Source organism: Mucilaginibacter sp. P2_A5 (assembly GCF_056404995.1).
The window spans coordinates 108,252-130,650 of the sequence record NZ_JBFUCY010000008.1 but is presented as its reverse complement, the minus strand read 5'-3'; the positions used below and the strand labels follow the sequence as shown (position 1 = coordinate 130,650).

23 protein-coding genes, 1 tRNA gene and 1 riboswitch are annotated in these 22,399 nt (G+C 44.0%); of the genes, 19 read left to right on the top strand and 5 right to left on the bottom strand.

Features of this window, described 5'->3' with window-relative positions:
• Positions 1-49: 49 nt before the first annotated feature.
• From AC1DXF_RS09015 to AC1DXF_RS08990, 6 genes are all read left to right on the top strand, one after another.
• Positions 50-748: a response regulator transcription factor gene (locus tag AC1DXF_RS09015; protein WP_477447976.1), complete on the top strand. Its 699-nt coding sequence runs from the start codon at positions 50-52 to the stop codon at positions 746-748.
• Positions 732-2,117 carry a sensor histidine kinase gene (locus tag AC1DXF_RS09010; protein WP_477447975.1) on the top strand — a complete coding sequence of 462 codons (1,386 nt, stop codon included), beginning with the start codon at positions 732-734 and terminating at the stop codon, positions 2,115-2,117. Before AC1DXF_RS09015 ends, AC1DXF_RS09010 begins: the two co-directional genes overlap by 17 nt.
• A gap of 223 nt (positions 2,118-2,340) precedes the next feature.
• Positions 2,341-2,820, top strand: coding sequence for a hypothetical protein (locus AC1DXF_RS09005; RefSeq protein WP_477447974.1), 480 nt, complete (start codon positions 2,341-2,343; stop codon positions 2,818-2,820).
• Positions 2,821-2,840: 20 nt separating this feature from the next.
• Positions 2,841-3,773, top strand: coding sequence for a bestrophin family protein (locus AC1DXF_RS09000; protein ID WP_477447973.1), 933 nt, complete (start codon positions 2,841-2,843; stop codon positions 3,771-3,773).
• Between the two features lie 257 nt (positions 3,774-4,030).
• Positions 4,031-4,768 carry a proteasome-type protease gene (locus AC1DXF_RS08995; RefSeq protein ID WP_477447972.1) on the top strand — a complete coding sequence of 246 codons (738 nt, stop codon included), beginning with the start codon at positions 4,031-4,033 and terminating at the stop codon, positions 4,766-4,768.
• A 4-nt stretch (positions 4,769-4,772) separates the two neighbouring features.
• Positions 4,773-5,624: a transglutaminase-like domain-containing protein gene (locus tag AC1DXF_RS08990; RefSeq protein WP_477447971.1), complete on the top strand. Its 852-nt coding sequence runs from the start codon at positions 4,773-4,775 to the stop codon at positions 5,622-5,624.
• Between the two features lie 35 nt (positions 5,625-5,659).
• Here AC1DXF_RS08990 and AC1DXF_RS08985 read toward each other — a convergent pair whose 3' ends face one another.
• Positions 5,660-6,037 carry a transmembrane 220 family protein gene (locus tag AC1DXF_RS08985; RefSeq protein ID WP_477447970.1) on the bottom strand — a complete coding sequence of 126 codons (378 nt, stop codon included), beginning with the start codon at positions 6,035-6,037 and terminating at the stop codon, positions 5,660-5,662.
• Between the two features lie 431 nt (positions 6,038-6,468).
• Here AC1DXF_RS08985 and AC1DXF_RS08980 point away from each other — a divergent pair, with 431 nt between their 5' ends.
• Positions 6,469-7,899, top strand: a complete 1,431-nt coding sequence (locus tag AC1DXF_RS08980) for a DUF3943 domain-containing protein (protein ID WP_477447969.1) — start codon at positions 6,469-6,471, stop codon at positions 7,897-7,899.
• Positions 7,900-8,157: 258 nt separating this feature from the next.
• On the opposite strand, the gene AC1DXF_RS08975 is transcribed toward AC1DXF_RS08980, so the two are convergent.
• Positions 8,158-8,228 (bottom strand) — tRNA-Cys (locus AC1DXF_RS08975).
• A gap of 48 nt (positions 8,229-8,276) precedes the next feature.
• Positions 8,277-8,387, bottom strand: a riboswitch (SAM riboswitch).
• Between the two features lie 483 nt (positions 8,388-8,870).
• Between AC1DXF_RS08975 and AC1DXF_RS08970 the strand changes: the two genes are divergently transcribed.
• Genes AC1DXF_RS08970 through AC1DXF_RS08960 form a run of 3 tightly spaced genes read left to right on the top strand, consistent with a single transcriptional unit; the run spans position 8,871 to position 11,587 of the window.
• The gene (locus AC1DXF_RS08970; protein WP_477447968.1) at positions 8,871-9,608 is read left to right on the top strand and encodes a (Fe-S)-binding protein; all 738 of its coding nucleotides are present in this window, start codon (positions 8,871-8,873) and stop codon (positions 9,606-9,608) included.
• On the top strand, positions 9,609-10,994 hold the full coding sequence (locus AC1DXF_RS08965; RefSeq protein ID WP_477447967.1) for a lactate utilization protein B: 1,386 nt from the start codon (positions 9,609-9,611) through the stop codon (positions 10,992-10,994).
• Positions 10,991-11,587, top strand: coding sequence for a LutC/YkgG family protein (locus AC1DXF_RS08960; RefSeq protein ID WP_477447966.1), 597 nt, complete (start codon positions 10,991-10,993; stop codon positions 11,585-11,587). Before AC1DXF_RS08965 ends, AC1DXF_RS08960 begins: the two co-directional genes overlap by 4 nt.
• Positions 11,588-11,737: 150 nt before the next feature.
• Here AC1DXF_RS08960 and AC1DXF_RS08955 read toward each other — a convergent pair whose 3' ends face one another.
• Positions 11,738-12,205 (bottom strand): rhodanese-like domain-containing protein, encoded by a 468-nt coding sequence (locus AC1DXF_RS08955; protein WP_477447965.1) that lies wholly within the window; start codon positions 12,203-12,205, stop codon positions 11,738-11,740.
• A 54-nt stretch (positions 12,206-12,259) separates the two neighbouring features.
• Here AC1DXF_RS08955 and AC1DXF_RS08950 point away from each other — a divergent pair, with 54 nt between their 5' ends.
• The 5 genes from AC1DXF_RS08950 to AC1DXF_RS08930 all read left to right on the top strand — a co-directional run bounded on the left by AC1DXF_RS08950 (position 12,260) and on the right by AC1DXF_RS08930 (position 16,650).
• Positions 12,260-12,877: a class I SAM-dependent methyltransferase gene (locus AC1DXF_RS08950; protein ID WP_477447964.1), complete on the top strand. Its 618-nt coding sequence runs from the start codon at positions 12,260-12,262 to the stop codon at positions 12,875-12,877.
• Between the two features lie 113 nt (positions 12,878-12,990).
• Positions 12,991-13,731: an SDR family oxidoreductase gene (locus AC1DXF_RS08945; protein ID WP_477447963.1), complete on the top strand. Its 741-nt coding sequence runs from the start codon at positions 12,991-12,993 to the stop codon at positions 13,729-13,731.
• Positions 13,732-13,799: 68 nt separating this feature from the next.
• A complete protein-coding gene (locus AC1DXF_RS08940; protein ID WP_477447962.1) occupies positions 13,800-15,341 on the top strand; it encodes a DHA2 family efflux MFS transporter permease subunit in 1,542 nt (513 codons plus the stop codon).
• A 135-nt stretch (positions 15,342-15,476) separates the two neighbouring features.
• Positions 15,477-16,082 carry a TetR/AcrR family transcriptional regulator gene (locus AC1DXF_RS08935; protein WP_477447961.1) on the top strand — a complete coding sequence of 202 codons (606 nt, stop codon included), beginning with the start codon at positions 15,477-15,479 and terminating at the stop codon, positions 16,080-16,082.
• A gap of 178 nt (positions 16,083-16,260) precedes the next feature.
• Positions 16,261-16,650: a response regulator gene (locus AC1DXF_RS08930; protein ID WP_477447960.1), complete on the top strand. Its 390-nt coding sequence runs from the start codon at positions 16,261-16,263 to the stop codon at positions 16,648-16,650.
• Between the two features lie 457 nt (positions 16,651-17,107).
• Here the strand turns inward: AC1DXF_RS08930 and AC1DXF_RS08925 are convergent, their stop codons facing one another.
• Both AC1DXF_RS08925 and AC1DXF_RS08920 read right to left on the bottom strand, forming a co-directional pair.
• Positions 17,108-17,404, bottom strand: a complete 297-nt coding sequence (locus AC1DXF_RS08925; RefSeq protein ID WP_477447959.1) for a hypothetical protein — start codon at positions 17,402-17,404, stop codon at positions 17,108-17,110.
• 66 nt (positions 17,405-17,470) lie between these two features.
• Positions 17,471-18,148, bottom strand: a complete 678-nt coding sequence (locus AC1DXF_RS08920; protein WP_477447958.1) for a pseudouridine synthase — start codon at positions 18,146-18,148, stop codon at positions 17,471-17,473.
• 246 nt (positions 18,149-18,394) lie between these two features.
• Here AC1DXF_RS08920 and AC1DXF_RS08915 point away from each other — a divergent pair, with 246 nt between their 5' ends.
• The 4 genes from AC1DXF_RS08915 (at position 18,395) to AC1DXF_RS08900 (ending at position 22,258) form a co-directional block, all read left to right on the top strand.
• The gene (locus AC1DXF_RS08915; RefSeq protein WP_477447957.1) at positions 18,395-19,006 is read left to right on the top strand and encodes a fumarylacetoacetate hydrolase family protein; all 612 of its coding nucleotides are present in this window, start codon (positions 18,395-18,397) and stop codon (positions 19,004-19,006) included.
• A gap of 154 nt (positions 19,007-19,160) precedes the next feature.
• Positions 19,161-20,882 carry a M23 family metallopeptidase gene (locus AC1DXF_RS08910; RefSeq protein WP_477447956.1) on the top strand — a complete coding sequence of 574 codons (1,722 nt, stop codon included), beginning with the start codon at positions 19,161-19,163 and terminating at the stop codon, positions 20,880-20,882.
• A 12-nt stretch (positions 20,883-20,894) separates the two neighbouring features.
• On the top strand, positions 20,895-21,356 hold the full coding sequence (gene bcp, locus AC1DXF_RS08905; RefSeq protein WP_477447955.1) for a thioredoxin-dependent thiol peroxidase: 462 nt from the start codon (positions 20,895-20,897) through the stop codon (positions 21,354-21,356).
• Between the two features lie 56 nt (positions 21,357-21,412).
• Positions 21,413-22,258 carry a transketolase gene (locus tag AC1DXF_RS08900; RefSeq protein WP_274212025.1) on the top strand — a complete coding sequence of 282 codons (846 nt, stop codon included), beginning with the start codon at positions 21,413-21,415 and terminating at the stop codon, positions 22,256-22,258.
• Positions 22,259-22,399 lie beyond the last annotated feature (141 nt).

The window sequence follows — 22,399 nt, the reverse complement described above, 5'->3', positions numbered from 1 at the left end:
TATTTAATTATTTTGGCAAACGAAGCACTTAAATTCAATTGGTTAGTATATGGGGATATTATTAGTTGAGGATGAACCAAATGTGGTTTCGGTAATTAAACGTGGCCTTACCGACTATGGCTTTGAAGTAAGTGTTGCCGCCAATGGCGCAACAGGTTTGCAAATGGCGTTGGATCATGATTTCGACCTGGTTATATTGGATGTGATGCTGCCTGTAATGGATGGCATACAGGTGTGCAAACGCATTAGGCAGCAAAAAAAGATGATCCCAATAATTATGCTTACAGCGCTAGACTCAACCGAGAACATTGTAAGCGGCCTTGATAGTGGCGCCGACGATTATATGGTAAAGCCATTTAAAATTGCCGAGCTTGCCGCGCGCCTTCGTACGTTGCTGCGCCGGAGCGGCAGCGATATGCCTGCAGACAATACCTATACCATAGGTAACCTGGCGCTTAATACCGAATCAAAAATAGCTTACAGGAACAACGAAGCCTTAAAACTTACAGCTACCGAATACAGGTTATTGGAATATTTTGTTAAAAATCAAAAAAAGGTATTATCGAGGATCCAGATATTGGAAAACGTTTGGGATATTGATTTTAATATGGGCACCAATGTAGTAGATGTTTATGTAAACTATCTGCGCAAAAAGCTGGAAAAAAATGGCGGCCCTAATTTGATCCATACGGTATTTGGCATGGGTTACCTGATGAAAGAGGGAGAAACCGATGAAGATACAAAGTAAAATAACCTTACTGTTCCTGCTGCTATCGGGCGGTATACTTATACTGCTTAACGCGTCGATATTTTACCTGGTTTACAGATTCAACTTTGACGACTTTTATAAACGGCTGGAAACCCGCGTAAATATTGCGGCCGAAGTGCGCCTGTCGCCGGGCGCCAAAAGTAAAGCTACTTTGGAAGTCCGTAACAAATACCTGGAGAAGTTAGAGTCGGAAAAAGAATATGTTTTAAAATTAGACAGCAGTAACCAGGTGCATGCAAGCGCCGGGATTGACAAAGCTTTTATTGACGATATATTGCTTATAGGCCAGGCGCATTACAGGCGCGATAATACTTTTTACGCAGGTTCGCTATTTAAGAAGACACAGGCTAACTATGTTGTAATTGTATCTGCATCAAACCCAGCCGGTTTCCAGGAGTTGAAAGATCTTCAAAAAATATTGATGTATGGTTTTTTGCTGGCCATGGTGCTGGTATATTTTGTAGGGAAAATTTTTTCTTTCTATACTTTTCAGCCGGTACGGCGTATCATCAACAACGTAAAAAATATTACAGCCAATAACTTGCATTTCCGGCTGGATGAGCTTAACGGCAAGGACGAGATAGCTGAGTTATCCTCCACCTTTAATGACATGCTTAACCGCCTGGAAACGGCCTTCGAAACGCAAAATAACTTTGTAAGTAACGCATCGCACGAGTTACGTACTCCGCTAACCATTATCTCGTCCGAAGTTGAGCTGGCTTTAAATAAACAAGACCTAAACCCTCATCAACGTGAGATTTTAAACACTGTTTACGCCGAATCTGAAAAGCTGGGCCAGATCCTGAACAGCCTGCTTACGCTGGCACAATCGGGTTTTGATGGTAAAAGACAAAACTGGGAAAGCATCAGGATGGACGAGCTTTTACTAACCGCGTCCGAATCGGTTAAACGAATAAACCCCGATAGCAATATTTACATTAATCTTGAAAATTTGCCTGCCGATGAAAAAGACCTTTATGTAAAAGGTAACAGTAACCTGCTGCGGCTGGCTATCAATAATATTATCAGCAACGCCTGTAAATACTCTGATAACCGGGTGGTAACCGTTAGCCTGCTATCTGAAAATAAAAGGATAATCATTATCATTAAAGACCAGGGCATCGGAATTCCCCAAACCGAGCTTCAGCATATCTTCGAACCTTTTTTCCGTGCCTCAAACGCCCACGATTATGAGGGGCACGGGGTGGGATTGCCATTAACACTTAATATCATCCGCCTGCACAAAGGCAGCCTGGGTATCAGCTCGGAAGTTGGGGTAGGTACCGAGATTAAGGTGTTTTTGCCGGTAGAGCCTCACCCTGCCCTCTCCAAAGGAGAGGGTTCTTAAAAAGCAAAGGGTTAAACGAATTTCGAATATGCAAATCAAAAGTCCTCTCCTTTGGAGAGGATTATTCGCACTATGATGCTTTTGGGCGCTCATGAATGCTGTTTAGGTGAGGCTATGAGCATTCTAATCAAATTCTAATAAGTTTCTTATATCCTCCTAATTATTGGCTGCTACACTTGTATCAAACAAAACATACAAAGTTTCACCATTAATTAAAATTACCATGAAAACGTTATTTATCCCTACCGATTTTACCCAGCAATCTATCCAAAGCATCCCGGCACTGGCGCAGGGCTATTACCCCGAAAAGGTAAATATTGTGCTGGCACACATGCTTAAAATTACCGATAATATAAGTGAATTGCTAATGCTATCGCGCCGCAGCGTAGAGTACAGGCAGATTCCCGATAATTTTTACATCAGATGCCGCGAAATTGAAAACAAGCACGGCCACCTCATTAACAATATAGCCATCACGTTTTTTTATGGTAGCACAGTAGCCGTTTTTAATAATTTCCTGGAGGCTAACAACATCGACGTTATTGTGGCGCCGCATGATAATTACCACCTGCTTTTTAAAAATAGTATAGACCCCGATATGCTATTTCAAAAATGTGGCACGGCCGTAATAAAACAGCCAAAAACCCCTGGCATATTAGCCGATGTGATAATTGAGGAACCCGTTTTAACGGAAGGTGTGTAACAAATTAAATTTTTAAAACTATGCTGTTAAAAGAAAACATACCGGTTAGCTACGTATTCGGTAAAATAAAAAAGGAAGTTTTGCTGGTGGCAGTGTACGCTATTGCCATCTATTGCATTCACCAATACTATAATTTTAAAGATGTTTCTATTCCGCTAACTGTACCTACTATTTTGGGTACCATCATTTCGCTGCTGCTGGCCTTTCGGTCAAACCAGGCTTATGACAGGTGGTGGGAGGCCCGCATACTTTGGGGGGCTATTGTAAATGATTGCCGTACCTTTGCGCGCCAGGTTTTAACTTTTGTGGATAGCAGTCATGACGGCGAACAAAAACGGGCGTTAAAAGAGCGCATCATCCGCAGGCAAATGGCCTGGTGCTACAGCTTAAGCTGCCACCTGCGCGGCCAAAATGCCAAAGAAAACCTGGAGGCATACCTAACCGATGATGATGTAAAAAACCTCAAAAAAATGGATAACGTTCCGCTTGCCATTAATGAACTGCAAGGCCATGACCTGCGCACGCTATACCGGCTGGGCTGGATAAATGAGTACCAGCAGGTGGCTATGGACAACACACTCACCAACTTCATGAATTCGATGGGCGGCTGCGAACGCATCAAGAATACAGTTTTCCCGGTTACTTATAGCGTATATATTCACTGGCTGGTTATGTTTTTTGTGCTGTTGCTGCCTTTTAGCCTGATGGAGTTTTTCGGAATTTTCCAGGTGCCATTGGTAATAGCCATATCATCGGCCTTTTTCCTGATCGAAAAAATGGCCATCCACCTGCAGGACCCATTTGAAAACAAGCCGACAGATACGCCAACAACCACCATCAGCCGCACCATCGAAAACAATCTGAAACAAATGATGAAGGATGAACTGCCCGGCGATATCGGCGCTGTAATCAGCAAACAACCTCAAAAACAGGCTGTGTTTTATATACTTTAAAACAGAGTCAAGAGTTAAGAATCAAGAGTTAAGACTTTTTTCTGTTCCGTGTTGCCGCCTGCTTCCATAAGGAAACGGCGGCTTTTTTAAGCGTCCCCAAATCAATCTTGATACTTGATACTCGCTACTTGATACTTTTAAACGTCTTGGCTCTTGATTCTTGACTCTTGATTCTGATTGACTCTTGATTCTATTTTCTCCGATTCTTTTCCCTACTTTGGCATTATTGAATTTATAATAAATCGAACAGGATAAAAATGACTTATTGCCTCGGAATTAAGGTTAAAGAAGGTTTATTGGCCATTGCCGATACCCGCATAACCTCGGGTACAGATACTACGGTAAAAAAGAAGATCACTATAGAGCAAAAAGATCATTTTTCGCTTTTTATCATGACAAGCGGCTTGCGCTCGGCAAGGGATAAAGCCATCGTTTATTTTAACGAACTGCTGGAGACCAAGGAGTTTAACAAAATGTACAAAGCCGTAAACGCCTTTGGCGAGCAGGTAAAGCGGGTAATTGCAGAAGACAAGGCATCATTGGAAGCCGCTGGTTTCCGGTTCGACCTGAACACGATAATAGGCGGACAGCTAAAGGACGATGATGAGCATAAACTTTTTTTGCTATACCCCGAAGGCAACTGGGTTGAGCTGGGGCAGGGAGCGCCTTATGTAGTTATTGGCAATTCGGGCCATGGCAAGGCGATATTAAACCGCATCCTTACCGAAGACAGCAGCCTGAAACTGGCCCTTAAAACAGGTTTTCTTTCGTTCGATTCGACAAGGGTGAGCTCCAATAATGTGGATTTCCCGATTGATGTAGCCCTTTACAAAAAGGATAGCTTTGAGATCATTCAGCAACGTTACGAAAAGAGAGACCTGGAATATATATCGACCCAATGGGCCGAAGAACTGAAACTGGCTTTGGAGCATATCTCTGAAGATTGGATGGACGCGACCTTTAACAAATTAGAAGAAATTAAAACCGAAAGCTGATAAAATGAGATTCAATGTGTTTACCCAAATGGAATATGTAGTACGGGCGCCGGGCACATTGATATTAAATATACACGCGTTACGTACCCCAAATCAAACGGTTTTAAACGAGGAGTTTACGGTTGAACCTTATTGCAAGATTGAAGAAATTATATCGGCACAGGGCGAAAACCGGCTGATGCGCTTTGAGGTGTATGAACAGGGCACCATTAAAGTTACGTACAGGGCTTTGGTTGATAACTGCTATGAGCTTACCGATTACTCGCAGCAACAGGAAACATTGGTGGCCCAACTGGATTCGTCGGTGCTCCCCTATTTAAACCCCAGCCGTTATTGCCAGTCGGATAAATTATACCGCCTGTCGCACAACCTGTTTGGGCACATTACCAATCCGTTTGAAAAAGTAGTTACCCTTACCGATTGGATCCATAATAATGTACAATATTTAAGCGGGTACAGCAATTCGCAAACATCAGCTTTTGACACCGTTACCGAACAGGTTGGCGTTTGCCGTGATTTTGCCCACCTGGGTATTGCCCTTTGTCGCGCTTTAACCATCCCGGCACGCTATTTTACAGGCTATGCCTATCATTTGTATCCTGCCGACTTCCACGCCTGTTTTGAGGCTTACCTTGGCGGCAAATGGATCCTTTTTGATGCGACCAAACTGGTGCCGCTAAACGGCCTTATAAAAATTGCCACCGGCCGCGATGCCGCCGACACCGCCATAGCCAACATTTTTGGAGATGTAACCTTTACCACCATGCAGGTAAGCTGTGAACTGGCTGCGGACGAACATAATTTTGAACCCGTATATTATATCCATGGCGGATATAACGGACTATCGTATTTGTAATACCTGCGAAAGGAAGCCAGGGAGCCTTCTCAATATTATTTCTTCTTCAGCCTTGCTCCGTAAACCCAGTTGGTGCCTAATACGGCAACGCATATGAGCAAGCCAAAAAATTCACGGGTTTCCTCAATCCATGGTTTTTCGGCTTTCATACTTTCAACCAGGCTTTCGGCATGGTGTTGCTCAAACCAATCAATAAGGCCATTATTATCAAAAACCTTATAAATTGCATAAGCCAGGTACATTACAATACCAATGGCGTAGCCTATAGGGTAAAACTTTTGTTTGGCAGCCAGGTAGCAAAACACTGCACTGTATAAATATATCGGAACCCAGATGTAAGGGTCGGGATCATTATATTGCAAGCCCGCAAAAATGACGAACAGCACAACAAATACGATATTAAAAATTTTCATGGTTAATCGGGATAGTTGGTTTTGATACGCTTAATGCAGGTTAAGCGCTTAAAGATAATCATTTTTGAATTTCTGTTGATTTCGGACAAGAGTTTACGCTGTCAATTTTATACTTTTTCAAAGCTGCAACTTATCCTGATATAGAATCAGCAACAACATTCAGACGCGATTTTTCGCCTATTTTATGTAAATTGTAAGTTGAATCTATGTAATTTGCAAGTTACTGTTATGTAATTTGTAAGTGAGGTGTTCTATTCCGTATCATGAAATAGCTTTCATCCGGTCATTCTTCTTTCTCCAGCCGCGTTTAAATCCCATACACGGTACTTGGTTACAATCATTTAACATTATTGTAATATCCGCCAAAACAATTTCGGGGCTCAGGTGCTTGTGTATGAAAATTCTCTCTTATACCGCCTGATATCTGCCCCATGAAATTAGCCGATCTTCACCCCTCAAAAAAATCAATAATATTCAGCTTTATATTTTTTTGTAGCATCAGCCCCTTGTTTGCCCAAAACAACATATTCGACCAAAAACCCGAGGTAAAACTGCGCTACTACCGCGACATTCGGGATACCACCGTAAAACGCAGGTTTGGCCGAGCGGCCCTCGAACTGGGCATAGCCGAAATTACCCCCTGGATTTTTGACCGGTATATAGCCAACAAGGATTACGCCCGTATAAACTGGAAAAGTGTAAGCCACAACCTTAACCCCGGCAACTGGGAATATGATAACGATCCTTTTCAAACCAATCAGTTTGGGCACCCCTATCACGGCAGCTTATTTTACAGCGCGTTCCGCAGTAATGGTTTTAGCTTTTGGCAATCGGTACCGGCTACCATGGCGGGTAGCTACCTTTGGGAAACCTTTGCCGAAAACCAGGCGCCGGCCCCCAACGATTTTATAAATACCAGTTTTGGTGGTATAGTGTTAGGCGAGATGACTTTTCGCTTGTCCAGCCGTATTGTAAACAACCGTCAGCGGGGTTTTAAAAGGCAGGCCAGCGAAGTAGCGGGATTAATAATTAACCCCATGCGGGGGCTTAACCGCATTTTGGATGGTACCTGGGGCAAAGTTTATGGCAATACCACCGAGCGGGACTCATCAAAAATAGGCGCCGAGTTTGACCTTGGAGGGCGAATATTTAATTCGCAATCGGTAAGCCCGTTTGAGCACGGCCGGTTTGGCTGGTTTGGCCGGGCGGCATTATTATATGGCGTGCCTAATGAGGGTTTCAGGAAACCTTTCAGCAACATATCTATAACTGCCGAATTTGGTAAGGACGATAGCAGCTCGGTTAATGTGATAAGTGTATACGGTTCACTTACCGGCTGGGATGTTTCTGTAATTGACCAGGATAAAATGCAAAACCTGGTGATATTATCTGCTAATTATGACTATATACGCAACCAGGCATTTTTTTACGGTGCGCAAAGCGTAAAATTTAATTTATTCTCCGAGCTTAAACTAACAGATGATATAAAAATAAATGGCAACCTTGGGGCGGGCCCTATTCTTTTAGCAGCCGTACCCGATCAATACTTATACAATAACCGTAATTATGATTACGGGCCGGGTTTCTCTGTAAACGGGGGCGGAACGATAAAGCTGTTAAATAAATTATCATACAGTGCAAATTACAGGGGCGGCTGGATGATAACCGTAAACGGCAATAAATCGCATTATTTTTTACATACTTTTAGCAACGAGGTTAGCTATATGTTTATCAAAGGCCTATCCATAGCAGCCGAATCGGGCTATTTTAGGTTAGAGGGAAACTATCATGATTATCCCGATGTGAATAAGAAATATCCTTACCTGAGGATCTCAACAAGATATACAATAGGAAATTTGTAGAAGAAGCTTAAAGCAGAAGGCTTAAGGCTCAAAGCCCAAATAAAGCAATAAAATAGCTTTGTGCTTTCAGTTTAACAACGCGATAAAAGGCTTTAAGCTTTCAGCCTTAGGCTTTCCGCTTAATAAAGAAGCTAAATGCAGAATGCTTAAGGCTCAAAGCCTGACAATGCGCAAAAAAGGCTTTGTGCTTTCGACTTTTAGCTTTCAACTCAAAAAGAAAGCTTTGTGCTTTACGCCTTTAGCTTTCAGCTAAAATAGACGTCGCGGGCAGATTCGAACTGCCGTTTAGGGTTTTGCAGACCCCCACCTATCCTCTCGGTCACGCGACTTAAAAAACTATAAAATCACTTATTAGATTGGCAGGGGGCGAAGATGGTATGTTATCTTTCTCCGTTGAATGGAGCAGGAATTAGCACCTTTTACATTATGCGGATGTATAGGTTGCTAAGACGTCTTTGGGCCTTTCCCTCAGTCTTTCTTGATAAGTTAAATAAAGAACGATTTGTCTGTGTTGACGATGCAAACATAATCATTATTTATATAATTCCTATAGATATAGTAGAATATTTTCAAATAATTCACTATCTCTTTAAAAATCAACTCAATAAAATAAAAACCTCATCGCTCCCGCGAGCTTCCAGCTCGTGGGTCGCATGGTTTCAGCTTTCAGCTGAACTAAGTCAAAAACTTAAACCGCGAGATACCCACGAGTTAAGCTGAGCTTATCTTCCGGGAGTTGAAATCCTTACCTTAACCACCATCATTCACTTTTTCTTTTACCTGATGGATTATTCCACTATCCAAATACGCCAATCTCCCGTATCCTTTTGCAAAAAAAACTGAATAACGGTCGCCTGCTATATCTGTATTTTGGGTACCTTAATATACAACTATACTTTGCAGATACATAAGGATAGTTATGCAAACTATATGCGTTATTATTGCTTTAACCAATTGAAATAAACACAAAAATGAAGGTAGCTTTATTTGTTCCCTGCTATGTAGACCAGTTTTATCCACAGGCTGCCATTGCAACCCTGGAATTGCTGGAGAAGCTGGGATGCGAAGTTCATTACCCTAAAAACCAAACCTGCTGCGGGCAACCTATGGCCAATAGCGGCTATGAGCACCTTACCGGCGGCTGTAATAATTTATTCATCGATAATTTTACCGGTTACGATTATATTGTTTGTCCGTCCGGCAGTTGCACACTACACATTAAAGAACACCTGCATTCACACGAAAACGAGGCCATGGCTCTCGAAATCCGTAAGCGTGTTTTTGAACTTACCGAATTTTTGGTAGATATATTACAGGTAAAAAACCTGGAGGCCAGTTTCCCCTACAAAGTGGGTATGCATCAAAGCTGCCATGGTTTGCGTGGTTTACACATTTCGCAAATGACCGAACTGGTGGCCCCGCCGTTTAGTAAACCAGCTCAATTACTGGGGATGGTTAAAGGCCTGGAGTTGGTACCCTTAAGCCGGGCCGATGATTGTTGCGGCTTCGGTGGTACCTTTTGTGTGGTTGAAGAAGCCGTGTCATCCAAAATGGGTAAAGACCGTGTAGACGACCATATTGAACACGGGGCACAATACATCACCTCGGCCGATTTAAGCTGTCTGATGCACCTGGAAGGCATCCTGCGCCGCCAAAACAGCGATGTTAAAGTAATTCATGTTGCCGAAATTTTAAACCACAGTATCTAAATGAGCAGCACCGCAACAAAAGATCATCCTCAATTAGCCGCCATATTTAACCGCGACGAGCCACGGGTTGACTGGCACGACGAAACCCTATGGTGGGTTCGCGCCAAACGTGATATTGCAGCACATAAACTGCCCGAGTGGGAACTGCTGCGCGAAACAGCCTCACAAATTAAAAACAACGTACTATCAAACCTGAGCACTTACCTGGAGCAATTTGAGGCAAAGGCTATTAACAACGGCATAATAATACATTGGGCTGCCAATGCCGAAGAGCACAACAAAATCATTTACACCCTGCTGGAAAAACGCGGCATAAGCCGCATGGTAAAAAGCAAATCGATGCTTACCGAGGAGTGTCACCTTAATGAATACCTGTTAAAACAGGGTATAGATGTTATCGACTCCGACCTGGGCGAACGCATCGTACAACTGGCCGGCGAACCGCCAAGCCATATCGTACTGCCTTGTATCCACAAGAAAAAGGAAGAAATAGGCGACATTTTTCACGAGCACTTAGGCTCGGCCAAAGGCGAATCAGATCCTAAAATATTAACCGAAACTGCCCGCCAACACCTTCGCGAAGTGTTCCTGACCCGCCGCGCGGCCCTAACCGGCGTTAACTTTGCCATTGCCGAAACCGGCGAGTTTGTAATATGCACCAACGAGGGTAATGCCGATATGGGCGCCCACCTGGCCGAAATCCATATTGCATCCATGGGTATCGAAAAGATCATTCCCGAGCGTAAACACCTTGGCGTATTTTTGCGCTTGCTTACCCGCAGCGCCACCGGGCAGCCTATTACCACCTACTCAAGCCATTTCAGCAAACCGCAGGATGGTAAAGAGATCCATATTGTGATAGTTGATAACGGCCGCAGCATCCAGCTGGGCCGCGAAGATTTCCGCAATTCGTTAAAATGTATCCGTTGCGGGGCTTGTATGAACACCTGCCCCGTATACCGCAAAAGCGGCGGCCACAGTTACCATACCGCGGTTGCCGGCCCTATAGGTAGCATCCTGGCACCCAACCTTGATATGGAAAAATATGCCGACCTGCCTTTTGCCTCTACCCTGTGCGGCTCGTGCAGCAATGTGTGTCCGGTTAAAATTGATATTCACGACCAGTTGTATAAATGGCGGCAGGTAATTGTTAAGGCAGGTTATACGCCCAAAGCAAAAACTTTAGCCATGAAAGGTATGGCTTTTACCCTATCCTCGCCCATGATTTACCGGGCGGCAGGCAAAATGGGGCGTTTTACGTTCAAATATGCACCCTTCGCGGTTAATAACGGTGCCAACCCATGGTACAAGCACCGCGAAATGCCCAAAGCGCCCGAACAATCATTTGGCGAGTGGTATGCCAAAAGAAAGGAAAATAACAAATGAGCAGCCGCGAAAACATATTAGCAGCCGTAAAAGCCAACCAGTTTAGCCGGGCAGATTTACCTGCCCTTGAGGTTTTAAGCACCCTGACATCCACCAACGATAACCTGGTTGAAAAATACAAAACCATCGGCACCGCAGGGGGCAGTTTTGTATACGAAGTGCCCGGCTACGAAGCCATCCAAAACATCCTTCGCAAAGAGTTTAAACCCGGTGTAAAAATCATATCAGGCATCAAGGAATTAGACGAATACACCTATGCTGCCGATGTAAAACACGAATTATCCCACAGCTTTGCCGATGTGGAATTGTGCATCCTCCGCTCAAATCTCGGCGTTGCAGAAAACGGGGCATTATGGCTCACAGAAGAGGATATGACCGTAAGAGTATTGCCCTTTATTGCCCAACACCTGGCCGTAGTAATCAGTAAAACTAAATTGGTGCCCACCATGGCGCAGGCATATGAAAAAATTGGCAGCGCAACGTATGGCTATGGTGCATTCATCGCCGGTCCATCAAAAACTGCAGATATTGAACAATCGCTGGTTATTGGCGCCCACGGCCCAAGGAGTTTGTCGGTGTTTATATTGCCGTAACCCCCCGCCCCTGTCATGCTGAGGTACGAAGCATCTATTCGCGAACTTTGCAAGGCGTAGAATAGATCCTTCACTATCGTTCAGGATGACAGTGGATATTTATACATAAAGAGTACATACCCCTTCCATCTTTACTCCATCTACCACCTATTACTCCAACGGATACCCTTTATCAACCCAGTTGGTTTTCAAATTGGTGGCCAGGTTAAGCAGATTTACATCGGTAAACCCTAATTTTTGCAATTCGGAAAAAGCCGGGCGAATGTTGGGGCATTTAACAAATGGGCAACATCCGCAGTAAATAACAATCGCGGTATTTTTGGGTAAATTGGCAACAACTGTTCGTAACTTTTCCAGGTTTTCCAGTTTGTTTACTGCGCCAATGTGGGTAGCGCCTTTAATATCTTCTACAGCACCAATGTTAAAGATAACAGGGGCTGTTGTACCTGTTTTTAAGTTAGCAGCTAAGGCAGCCGGTTCCAGTAATTGACTTTCTGTCCAGGGGGTAGTAACGCCTAACGTTGGCATAGTCGCCGGCGAGGTTTGCGCCCTGGCGTTTGTACTTAATAAAACTACAAAAATGAAGCTTAGCAAAGCTCCAAAATATTTATTTTTCATGTTTCGGGTGTTTATCAGCAACTTCGTTTGCTCAAATATGAACATTAATTATCTATGGAAGAAGATAAAAAAGAACATTGGGAACGGGTATATCTCACCAAAAATCCCGGCCAGGTAAGCTGGACGCAAGCCGTACCGCAAACCTCGCTTAATTTTATTCGTGGCTTCCATTTAGCAAAAACCGACAAGATAATCGACATCGGCGGCGGCGACAGCAAACTGGTTGATTTCCTGCTGCAGGAAGGTTACACCAACATTACCGTGTTGGATATCTCCGAAGCGGCCTTAGCCAAAGCAAAGGCAAGGCTTGGCAAGAAAAGCAGCCAGGTTACCTGGATAGTTTGCGATGTTACCAATTTTGAACCCACAGAAACCTACGCCCTTTGGCATGACCGGGCGGCCTTCCACTTCCTGACAACGCAGGATCAAATTGCCCGCTACTTAAATATTGCCACAAAAGCAGTCAGCGATTATTTAGTCATCGGCACATTTTCTGAAAACGGCCCCGAAAAATGCAGCGGGTTAGCCATTAAACAATACGCAGAACAACAGTTGCAGGCCATATTTGATGAGCATTTTGAAAAGGTAACCTGTATTACCGAAGACCATATTACTCCCTTTGCAACAAAACAAAACTTCCTGTTTTGCAGCTTTAAAAAGCGCAAGGTATAACCGCTAAAAAAGCCATCTGATAATGATGACACAAGGATGAAGATTAGCTATTGCAAAAATATACCGATTGGTATATTTTTGTCGTGTTGAATTTAATCACTCAACGCAAAACAATGAAAACTTCAAAAAACACCATACTCATTACCGGCGGCAGTGCCGGCATAGGTTTTGAGTTAGCAAAAAAGTTATCAGCAGATAATCATGTTATCATTATTGGCCGTAACGAAGCCCGCTTACAAAAAGCTGCTGCCCAATTGCAGAACGTTAGCACTATCACCGCCGACGTATCCAACGCCGAAGATGTAGAAAAACTGGTAGCCAAACTAACTACCAATTTCCCCGAACTGAACATAGTAATCAATAACGCTGGCGCAGCAAACCTGAACGACCTGCTTACCGATACCGACACCTTTGAAAAAGCCGGCGAAGAAATGCTGACCAACTACCTGTCAGTTATGCGCCTCAACGAAAAACTGCTGCCATCACTTAAAAAACAAAGCGAGGCCGCTATCGTAAATGTATCTTCAATAGTAGCGTTTGCGCCAAGCACCAAACTAGCTACTTATGGCGCTACAAAAGCTGCGTTACATGCCTACACAAGGGCCTTAAGATTAGCATTGGCCGAAACCGGCATAAAAGTTTTTGAGCTGATGCCTCCACTGGTTGATACTGAATTCTCTGCCGAAATTGGTGGTAAAAATGGCATCCCCCCTGCCCAGGTTGCCGATGAGTTTTTAGCCGGCTTAGCAAGCGACACCTACGAAATCCGTGTTGCCGGTACCGAGCAATTTTACAGGCTGTACTTATCCAATCCCGATGAAGCTTTAAGGGTGATCAATTCGCCAAGGGATTAATCACCCAATAAAAAATTTGCCATAAGTTATACCAATCGGTATAATTTATGGCATTTACCGAATCCGCCATGAAAAAAAGCATCCTCATTATCACAGTTATTACCGCTGCCATGATGGAGCTCATTGATACCTCTATCGTCAATGTAGCACTCTCGCACATGAGTGGTAATTTGGGATCAACGCTCGAGGATACCTCCTGGGTTATCACCGCGTATGCCATAGCCAATATCATCGTCATCCCCATGACCAGCTTTTTAGCCACCAAACTTGGCAGGCGCAATTATTATATAGGCTCCATTATCGCCTTTACCTTTTTTTCGGCCATGTGCGGGGTAGCATCTAATATCTGGACGCTGGTATTGTTCCGTTTTTTGCAGGGCATTGGCGGCGGCGCTTTATTATCGGTATCCCAGGCCATTGTTTTTGAGGTATATGGCAAGGCCCGCGCGGGTATTGCCAGCGCGCTGTTTGGCGTTGGGGTATTTTTAGGGCCAACCATTGGCCCCACCCTTGGCGGGTTCATCACCGAAAACTATTCCTGGCCCTGGATCTTTTTCATCAACATCCCCATAGGCATCGCCGTTGCAGTATCCAGCATTTTACTGGTTACCGAACCGGAGATTAAAGTTGAACCAAAAGCGGTCGACTGGTGGGGCATACTGCTGCTGGTTATAGGCATCGGCTCGCTCCAAACCGTGTTGGAGCGCGGCGAAACTGATGATTGGTTTTCTGCCGGTTACATCGTAGCGTTAACGGTTATTGCCGTATTCAGCATTCTCACTTTTATCTGGTGGGAGCTTACCATCCCCAATCCGGTTATCGATTTGCGCGTACTTAAAAGCAAATCGCTGGCCGTTGCTGCAATACTTACTGCAGTAACAGGCGTGGGCCTGTTTACATCGGTGTTTTTAACACCGGTGCTGGCACAACGGGTATTACTGTTCCCGCCTACTATAACGGGGCTTACCTTACTACCGGGTGCTATATTGGCTATTTTTGGTCTGCTATTTTCGGCTACCTTACTTAAACGAGGTGTGTCGCCATTAATAATTATTACAACCGGCTTCGTATTATTTATAATTTTCAGCTTCCTGATGTCGGGCCTTAACCTCGAAGCAACACCCGGAAACCTGGCCAGGATACTTATATTCAGGGCTTTGGGGTTAGCTTTTTTAACCGTTCCGCTTACGGCATTGGCAGTATCAGGGTTGGATGCCAAAGATGTTCCGCAGGGATCGGCATTAAACAATATGATGCGGCAGCTTGGGGGCTCGTTCGGTATCGCTATGATCAATACTTATGTGGCCCATCGTTTTGGATCGCACCGTAATGACCTCATCGCCGACATCAGCATTTACAACCCGCAGGCCACCCAACGCATCCATGGCCTAACCCAATACTTTGCCGGCAAAAGCGGCACCCTGATAGAAGCGCAACACAAGGCGATGGCTGTAGTAAATAACGGTATAGACAGGCAATCGTTCCTGATGAGTTATCTGGATGCCTATATTTTTGTAGGGCTGTTATTTGTATTGGCTATGCCTTTATTGCTGCTGGTGCTCGATCGTAAAAAACAGGCAGGGCCGGTGGTTTTGGTGAGCGATCATTAAAGGAATTATATAGAGACTAAAAGCAGAAGGCAGAAGGCTCAAAGCTGACATTGATTTTCCATTCGATAATCTATATAAAAACAACATACACTCAAAAATCTCAACAATTCAAATACCAACCGGTATATTTGTATTATGGAAAAGGAATTATCAAAAGCCGAACGCACCCGCAAGTTCATTGTAGAAACCACCGCGCCCATCTTCAATAAAAAAGGATATGCCGGCACTTCATTGTCTGATTTAACTGATGCTACCGGCCTTACCAAGGGCAGCATTTATGGCAACTTTGCCAATAAAGAGGAAGTTGCCGCGGCGGCATTTGATCATAACTCGGCTATCCTGAGAAAACAGATCCAGGACCGCATTCAAAAAGCCGGCACTTATTACGATAAGCTGCTTGTTTATGCCCAGGTGTACCACAGCTTTACCAGGGCTACATTCCCGGCAGGCGGCTGCCCCATTTTGAATACTGCCGTTGATGCCGACGATACTAACCCTATGTTAAAAGATAAGGCCGCCCAGGCGGTACTCCGCTGGCAAAAATCGATAGAAAACCTTATCCGGGCGGGTATCGATGCAGGTGAGTTTAAGCCCGATGCCGATTTAAGCGGCACCGCCCTATCTATGATAGCGCTGATTGAAGGCGGTATTATGATAGCCAAGGTTACCAACACCCCCGCAAGCCTTGATAAGGTACTGCAAACTGTAACCGCTTTAATAACAGGCCTTAAAACAGGCTAACCATATTGCCGGATGTAACTATGCAGCCTTGTTATGGTAAAATTGTCTTCCTTTTGTAAGAAGCTTGTTACCGCAAAATTTATTTGACTGTATTTCAAAATATTATCATAACAGGTTGCAGCCGCAAGAAACAAATGATACCGGCCATACGTTATAAGGAGCACCAATTATATAAAAAATGTCTAAAAAAATCTTGATACTCGATGATAGCGAAGATATCCTTGAGGTGATGAAAGACGTGCTCGAGATGGAGGGTTACGAGATTGAAATTTTAAATTATACCGCTGATATATGCAAATCGGTCATAACTTTTAATGCTGACCTGGTGATATTAGATTATATTCTTTTTGGCATAAACGGCGGCGAACTTTGCCATATGCTAAAAACCAACCCGCTCACGGCACACATACCGGTAGTTATGGTATCGGCTTACCCCCGCGTACTGGAGTCATTGGGCAACTACGGCTCTGATGCCTTTGTAGCCAAGCCCTTTAGCCTTACCGACATTGTTAGTACAGTAAAAGCATGTTTGTTGAAGGCCGGGGATATTGAGCATAGTTTGAACTAATATTTGGCAGAACTCTAAAGCGGAGAATGGCGCTCAAAATAAGAAGACTGTCATATTGAGTTGTAAAATTTCGCGAAACTCTGAAGCAAGAGCAACAACGATTTAATCCCCAATGTCATGCTGAACTTGTTTCAGCACCCCACATGCTAAGTGTCCTTCATGCGGGTAATAAAAGACTATCATGCTGAGGAACGAAGCATCTATTCGCGAACTTTTCTATCGGTCATGCACAGCTGATAGATCCTTCGTTCCTCAGGATGACAGGAAAATGGGATATCTCATGGGTAACCGAGTGAAGGCTATTCGCGAACTTTTCTATCGGCGATGCATGTCGGTTAACAGGTTCTTCACTCCGTTCGGAATGACAAAGGCGTTATTTCCAAATACACCATGTGATGGCATAATCAAACAAATTCGGTACCAAGCTTTTTAAGTATACCAACAAGTGTAAAAGTGATTACCCAATGCTATGCTCATCCAGTTCCATGCCTTCTGCATCGGGCTCATGATAGCTTTTAATAAAACTCGCAATTTCCTCGGCTTGCGGGTGGGTAAGGTCGCCCATGCTGCTGTACTCCCATTGGTTCATGTTATCGTCAAAAACAATATCGCCCAAATCAACCATGCCTTCGCTCAGGCCAAAAACACCGGTAGCTTGCTTATTGCCACCCGGAATGGGTTGCGTTACCGGGTTAATAGTAATATAGCGGTCGCCATCTGCTGTATATAATATATATTCTACAGGCTTTGTCATGTTCAATGTATTTGCATAACCTACAAATACAGGCAGTTTTTGTTTATTTTATTTAGTTAAAAAACACTACCAACCCATTATTTCCATAACCCTGGTAAATTCGGGCTGAAAACCGGCATTTATAGTTATTTGCTGCCCCGTAACCGGGTGGCTAAATTCCAGGTGCGATGCATGGAGCAACATGGTATTCATCTCCCAGGTTTCGGTAAAAAACTTATTTTGTTTATTGCAACCATGTGTACGATCGCCAATAATGGGGTGAAATATATGGGCAAAATGCTTGCGAAGCTGGTGCATACGGCCAGTGGTTGGTATAGCTTCAACCAGCGAGTACCTTGATGTGGGGTGCGCGCCAAAAGGCACATGGAGTTCGGCACGTTTAAGCGTAGTGTATGTTGTAAAGGCATCCTGTAAAGTTCCGTTCTCTTTTCGTAGCGGATAATCAATATCCTCGGTATCAACCGTATGGCCGCGAACAATGGCCAGGTACTTTTTTTGAACCTTGTTATCCATAAAAGCCTGCTGCATAGCTATCTCCACCTGCTTATCCAGCGCGAAAAGTAAAATACCGCCTGTTTTCCTGTCTATCCGGTGTACCGGGTTAACCTTCTTCCCTATCTGGTCGCGCAGCATCTGTAAGGCAAACTCCGTGGCCTCCGCCGCAATCGGCGACCGGTGTACCAGCAATCCATGCGGCTTATTAACAGCAATAAGGTATTCATCCCGGTATACGATCTCTAACATCCGGCAAAGGTAATGATAGATTTGAGATGTGAGATTTGGTTGAATAAGTTGATTTGGTTGAATAAGTTGGATTAGGTTGATTGGGGGTATATTTTACATAATGTAATCTCACAACTCACAACTCACAACTCACAACTCACAACTCACAACTCACAACTCACAACTCACCACTCTCAACTCACAACTCACCACTCTCAACCACTCCGCCTTTTTTTTTACCTTTGGTGTTTACAGCATCTATTTTATATGAAAATTATTGCCATAGGCCGTAACTATGCCGAACATGCCAAAGAGTTAAATAACCCGGTGCCAACTGCCCCGGTTATTTTCATGAAGCCCGACACCGCACTTCTAAAAGATAATAAGCCATTTTATCATCCCAATTTTTCGGAAGACATACACCACGAGATTGAACTGGTACTTAAAGTGAGCAAGGAAGGCAAGCACATTGGCGAAAAATTTGCTGCCGGCTATTACGACGAGATAGGCCTGGGAGTTGATTTTACAGCCCGCGATATCCAAAGCCGTCACAAAGAAAAAGGATTGCCCTGGGAATTGGCCAAGGCTTTCGATGGCTCGGCACCGGTTAGTACCTTTGTACCCAAATCAAAATTTGCCGATATTTACAATATCAGCTTTAAACTGGATATTAATGGCGAAACCCGCCAGCAGGGCAATACTAATATGCTGCTTTTCAGTTTCGAGAGCATCATCTCTTTTGTATCCCGCTATATCACCCTAAAAAAGGGCGACCTGATATTTACCGGCACCCCTGCAGGCGTAGGCCGGGTAAGGGTTGGCGACAGGCTGGAAGGGTATATTGAGGATGAAAAAATGCTGGATTTTTGGGTGAAGTAGAATCCCCCCCTGTCATTCCGAGGAACGAAGAATCTATTATACGCCAGGCATAATGCACCTGCGAAGTTCGCGAATAGATGCTTCGTTCCTCAGCATGACAGGATTATTACGATGTCATCTATATTATCGAATTAAAATTATTCCGCTATCAAGCATGATTAAAAAAACAATTGTCCTCTTCTCCATATTATTTTTAGGCGTCTGCACACATTTACAGGCACAAACCACCACCATTCAAAGCAGGCAGTATCCACAAAACTATTTCCGCTACCCGCTTGATCTGCTGCCACATACCACTGCGGGTTCATTTGGCGAACTAAGGCCCGCACATTTTCACTCGGGGCTCGATTTTAAAACCAACCAGCGTACCGGCTACCCGGTTTACGCTGTGAATGATGGGTATATCTCGCGGGTGCGCGTTCAGTTTGGCGGCTTCGGGCGGGCTATTTATATTACGCACCCTAATGGATATACAACAGTATACGGTCACTTACAAGCTTTTACGCCTGCCGTAGCGGCGCTGGTTAAAGCCTATCAATACGAGCATCAAACTTACGAGGCCGATTTCAAATTGCCCCCTGCCCAGGTTACGGTTTGCAAAAATGACGTAGTGGCTATCTCCGGTAACGCGGGCGCATCTGCCGGCCCGCATGTGCATTTCGAGATCAGGGATACCCAAACGGAAGAAACCATCAATCCCCAACTATTCGGACTAACCATTCCAGACGAGGTGCAGCCTACTATTAGTTCCATTGGCATTTATCATTTAAATGGCAATCCATTCAGCGAAAAAACACAGCACGAGTTTATGGCAGTAAACGGCGCTGCGGGTAATTATCACCTGGCCAAACCACAGGTGCTCCATTTAAGCGGCAACATTGGTTTCGGCATCAATGCCACCGATATGAACAGTACATCGGCCAACCACAATGGCATCTACTCGGTTGAATTAAAGCTGGACGGCCAAACCGTATATACCTTTGCCGTAGAGCGTTTCGCGTTTGATCAAACACATGCTATTAATGCCTATATCGATTATCCATCGTATACCCTTGGCCGCCGTTGGATGCAAAAATGTTTTATTATGCCGGGCAGCCATATTTCGCTTTATCCGCAATCCGTTAACCGGGGTATCATCACCTTTAATGATAATGCACTGCATGATGTTGAATATGTAGTAAAAGATGTAGCCGGCAATACATCAACCTTAAAATTAAAAGTACAGGCAAGTCCTTTTAATGCGGTGCCCAACAAAATAGCCGGCACGCTTTTTCACTACGATACAAAAAGCGAGTTTAGTACCGATAAAGTAAAGGTTACCGTGATGCCCGGAAATTTGTATGATGACCTGGACTTTATTTATTCCATATCTCCAAAACCCACAGGAGGCTATTCATCTTTACATCATATCCATAACCGCCTTACCCCCATTCATGAAAACTATGAGCTGTGGATAAAACCTGAGGTTGATTTGGGCAAGTACACCGATAAGGCTGTTATTGTAAGTACTACCATAGGCTGCGTAGGCGGTTACTACCAAGATGGCTGGGTAAAATCGCAGGCAAGCACCTTTGGCGATTATTTTATTAAGTTAGATACAATCCCGCCTGTGATCCATCCGCTCAACATCCACGATGGCAGCAATTTGAAAGCTGCCCGCACTATCAGTTTCAGGATGAGCGATAACCTATCGGGCATTAAAACTTACGCCGGAACCATTGATAATAAGTGGGTTTTAATGGAATTGGATTATAAAACTAAAATTCTAAGTTATACCTTTGGCAGCGATATCGCGCCGGGTAAGCATACCTTCAAACTGGTCCTGGCAGATAACAAAAACAATTTTGCAGATTTTACCGCAGATTTTTATAGATAATATCTTAAAACTATGTCAACACTAAAAGAAGGCGATAAAGCCCCTGATTTTACAGCAAAAGATCAAAACGGAAATACGGTGTCATTATCTGACTATAAGGGCAAAAACGTAATCCTATATTTTTACCCGAAAGATGATACCCCAGGCTGCACAGCCGAATCGTGCGATTTCAGGGATAACTACCAATCGTTGCTAAGCAAAGGTTATGAAGTGATTGGCGTAAGCACCGACGACGAAAAATCCCATAAAAAATTCGAAACCAAGTATAGCCTGCCTTTTACCCTGATTGCCGATGAAGAAAAAGCCATTGTAGAAGCCTATGGCGTTTGGGTAGAGAAGAACATGTACGGCAAGCAATATATGGGCACCGCCCGCACTACTTTTATTATTGATGGTAATGGCATTATCCAGCACCTCATCAGTAAAGTAGATACCAAGAACTCATCACAACAAGTGCTCGACTTAGTAAAATAAGTGTTAAAAGAACAATAATTATTTTTACTTTAGCCGTTCAGTTTCCTAAATTCATAATGAAATCAACAATTCAAGACTTAGAAAAAACCGCGTCGCAAATCAGGCGCGACATTGTACGTATGGTACATGGTTGTCAATCGGGCCACCCAGGTGGATCATTAGGTTGCACAGATTTTTTTACCGCCCTATACTTTGAGGCGATGAACCACGATCCTAAATTCAACATGGATGGTATTGGCGAAGACCTTTTCTTCTTATCAAACGGCCACATTTCGCCGGTGTTTTACAGCACCCTGGCGCATGCAGGCTATTATGATAAAGCAGAACTTGCAACTTTCCGTAAGTTAAATACACGGTTACAAGGCCACCCTACAACCCATGAGCATTTACCGGGAGTACGCATTGCATCGGGTTCATTAGGCCAGGGTTTATCTGTTGCCATCGGCGCGGCTTTAGCTAAAAAATTGAATGGCGATAAATCGCTTGTGTACACCTTACATGGCGATGGCGAGTTACAGGAAGGCCAGATTTGGGAAGCAGCCATGTTTGCGCCGCACAACAAGGTTGATAATTTAATCTCGACCATTGATGTTAACGGACAGCAAATTGATGGACCAACCAATTTAGTATTGTCTCTTGGCGATTTGCATGCCAAATGGGTAGCTTTTGGATGGGATGTTTTGGAGATGAAAGGTAATGATATGGCCGATGTTGTTAAAACGTTGGAGTTGGCTAAGAGCCGTACAGGCCAGGGCAAACCTATTATGATATTGATGCACACCGAAATGGGTTACGGCGTTGATTTTATGGCAGGCAGCCACAAATGGCATGGTATTGCGCCAAACGACGAACAGCTTAAATTAGCTTTAGCACAATTGGAAGAAACTTTGGGCGACTATTAGGCTATCCATGCTTTTTTAGGTTGTACGTGGGACGTTATACGTTCTACGTTTGCCAGAAAGCACAAAGCCCATCAGTTAACGTACCATTTAAATAACACGTACCACGTAAAACGTCCAACGTATAACGTCCCACGTAAAACC